2 protein-coding genes are annotated in these 3590 nt (G+C 65.8%); both read left to right on the forward strand.

Translation table 11 applies throughout. The features are described from left to right. Window positions 1-88 precede the first annotated feature (88 nt). On the forward strand, window positions 89-2746 hold the full coding sequence (locus tag AC07OV_RS26075; RefSeq protein ID WP_494998469.1) for a DUF4118 domain-containing protein: 2658 nt from the start codon (window positions 89-91) through the stop codon (window positions 2744-2746). Then, on the forward strand, window positions 2743-3435 hold the full coding sequence (locus tag AC07OV_RS26080) for a response regulator (protein ID WP_495093258.1): 693 nt from the start codon (window positions 2743-2745) through the stop codon (window positions 3433-3435). Before AC07OV_RS26075 ends, AC07OV_RS26080 begins: the two co-directional genes overlap by 4 nt. Window positions 3436-3590: the final 155 nt, after the last annotated feature.

A 3590-nucleotide genomic window follows, 5' to 3' on the forward strand; every position in this document is an offset into this window, starting at 1 on the left:
CCCCCCCTCCTCCCTCCCCCCCCCCCCCCCCCCCCCCCCCCCCCCCCCACCCCGGGCTCCTACAAGGAATTTTGGATGGATTCAAAAAATGATTAACAGGCTCTACGTGCCACCCGACGAACGCCCCGACCCCGACGCCCTGCTCGCTCGGATCCAGAGGGAAGAACACGCCGCCTTGCGCGGCAAATTGCGTATCTACTTCGGCTCCAACGCTGGGGTAGGCAAGACCTGCGCCATGCTCGCGGCGGCGCAACGTGAGGTCGGCCTGGGTCGTGACCTGCTGGCAGGCGTGGTCGAAACCCATGGGCGCACAGACACCGCCGCGCTGCTCGAGGGCCTGGAGCAACTGCCCCGCGCCGCCGTGTCGCACCGCGACTATGCGCTGACTGAATTTGATCTGGATGCGGCACTGCACAGGCACCCTGCCGTGGTGCTGGTGGACGAGTTGGCCCACAGCAATGCGCCGGGCTCACGCCACCCCAAACGCTGGCAAGACGTCGAAGAACTGCTCAGTGCCGGCATCGATGTGTGGACCACCCTCAACGTCCAGCACCTGGAAAGTTTGAATGACCTGGTGAGCGGGATCATTGGCATCCGCGTGCGCGAGACCGTGCCTGACCATGTGTTCGATAACGCCCACGACGTGGTGGTGATCGACCTGCCACCCGACGACCTGTTGCAACGCCTCAAGGATGGCAAGGTGTACCTGGGGGCCCAGGCTGAGCGCGCCTCGCAACACTTTTTCCGCAAGGGCAATTTGCTCGCCCTGCGCGAGTTGGCACTGCGGCGTACGGCCGATCGCGTCGACACGCAGATGCGCGTGTACCGCCGCGAACGGGCGATCACCCACCTGTGGCCCGCCCGCGAGCGGCTGCTGGTGGGCGTGGCGGGTGATGCGGGCGATGAGCGCCTGGTGCGTGAGGCGGCACGCCTGGCACAGAAGCTGGAAGCGGACTGGATCGCGGTGCATGTCGCCACGCACCAGGGGCGCGGCGCCAAACGTTACCTGGCCGCCATGAAAACCCTGGCGCTGGCAGCTGAGCTGGGAGCCGACACCGCCACACTGCCCGGCATGGACGTGGCCGAAGCCCTGGCCGCCTGTGCCCGTGAGCACAATGCCAATCGCCTGGTGCTGGGCCATCATCCGCGTCGGGTGTGGCGAGTGTGGCATCAGTCGGTGAGTGACCGGATCAGCCGGCACCACCGGCAAATCGATCAGATCGTGATCGCCCACGGGCTGCTGCCGGCCAAGCCTGCGGTGGTCGAGAAGGTAGCCCCCGCAGCGGGCACTCGGTTGGCGTACCTGTGGGCCAGTCTGGCGTGTTTTGCCGCCAGCGCCGTCGCCGCCTTGTTGCTGCAGGTGTTCGACCTGGCCAACGTGGTCATGCTGTTTTTACTCACGGTGGTGCTGGTGGCCCTGCGTTTCGGGCGTGGCCCCGGCGTGTGGGCGGCGATGCTGGCGGTGCTGTGTTTCGACTTCTTTTTCGTGCAGCCGCGCTACTCATTCACCGTCAATGACACCCAGTATTTCTTCACGTTTGCGCTGATGCTGGGCATCGCCCTGATCACCGGGCAGCTCACCGCCCGCCTGCGCCATGAAGCACGCACCGCCGCCGCCCGCGAACGGCGCGCCACCTCTTTGGCCCGCCTGGCCCGCGACCTGTCGGCGGCGCTGACCGTGGAGCAGATCAGCGAAGTGGCCCTGCGCACCTTCAGCGGCGTGTTCGAGGCGCGGGTCGGCCTGGCGTTGCCGGACGCCGCCGATGGCGTGCACAGCGTGGGCGGCCTGCCGATGGACGAGAGCATCGCCCAATGGAGCTACGACCACGGTAAGGCCGCCGGCCAGGGCACCGACACCCTGTCGGCGGCCAAAGGTTGCTACTGGCCGCTCAAGGCACCGATGCGTGTGCGCGGTGTGTTGGTGCTGGAATTGGCCCAAAGCGAGCGCCTGAGTGATCCCCAGGAACGCCACCTGCTGGAAGCCTGCATGAGCCAACTGGCGATCGCGCTGGAGCGTGTGCATTTTGTCGAAGTGGCGCAAAGCACCCTGGTGCAGATGGAAGGCGAGAAGATGCGCAACACCTTGCTCGCTGCGATCTCCCATGACCTGCGCACGCCGCTGACCACCTTGATCGGCGCCGCCGACACCGCCCTGCCCCACGCGCCGCCCGGGCCGCTGACCGCGTTGCTGCACGGCATTCACGAACAGGCCACGTCGATGCAACGGCTGATCGAAAACCTGTTGGACATGGCGCACCTGCAGGAGCACGGCGTGCGCCTGAATCGCCAGTGGCATTCGTTGGAAGAAATCGTCGGCAGCGCCCTGCGCCAGTTGCGCGAACCCTTGGCGCGACACTCGGTGAACACCGCCCTTGAGGCGCCATTGCCGCTGGTGGAAGTCGATGCGCTGATGCTTGAGCGGGTGCTGGTCAACCTGCTCGACAACGCCGCCAAGTACACCCCGGCGGGCACGCGCATTACCGTCGCCGCGCACTGCATCTCGGGCAGCCTCACGCTGGAGGTCAGCGACACCGGCCCGGGCGCGGCACCGGCCAACCTGTTCGAGCCCTTCGCGCGCGGCCAGCAGGAATCTTCCGTCACAGGCATCGGCCTGGGCCTGGCGCTGGCCAAGCGCATCGTCGAAGCCCACGGCGGCCGCATCGACGCCAACCCCGGCGAAGTGTGTGGCATGCACTTCATCATCACCCTTCCGGCGGGCACCCCGCCGTCCATGGACGCCCTATGAGCACTGCACGCATTTTGATTGTTGAGGACGAGGCCAATATCCGCCGCTTCGTCGGGATTGCCCTGCAAGATGAGGGCTTTCAGGTGTTCGAGGCCGACAGCGTCAAGCGCGCGCTGATACACGCCGCCAGCCGCCAGCCGGACCTGGTGATTGTCGACCTGGGCCTGCCGGACGGCGATGGCAAACAGCTGATCAGCGAATTGCGTGGCTGGCTGGGGGTGCCGATCCTGGTGCTATCGGCCCGCGATCGCGAAGAGGAAAAAGTCGCCGCCCTGGACGCCGGCGCCGATGATTACCTGACCAAACCCTTCGGCGTGCCCGAGTTGCTCGCACGTATCCGCGCTCAACTGCGCCGGCATGGGCAAACCGGAACGGTGGCGGCCACCAGCAAGGTGGCGTTTGGCGACATTGAAGTTGACCTGGCCACCCATGAGGTGTGGCGCCAAGCGCAGCCGGTGCACCTCACGCCCATCGAGTACCGCCTGCTCTGCGCGATGATTCGCGGCCAGAGCCGGGTACTCACACATCGCCAGTTATTGCTGGAGGTGTGGGGCCTGGACTACGTGGACCGCGCCCATTACTTGCGGGTACACATGGCGCATCTGCGGCAAAAGCTGGAAGCAGACCCCACACAGCCGCAGCATTTCATCACGGAACTGCAGGTGGGTTACCGCTTGATGGGGCTGTAGACAAAAAATCCGGGCAAAAAAAAGCCCGCTCAATGAGCGGGCTTCTTGTGGCGACCTGGCGTTCAGTGTTCCAGGTTGCCGAATATGGCGCAGCGGACGGGACTCGAACCCGCGACCCCCGGCGTGACAGGCCGGTATTCTAACCGACTGAACTA

Source organism: Pseudomonas sp. GW821-FHT09A09 (genome assembly GCF_059418405.1).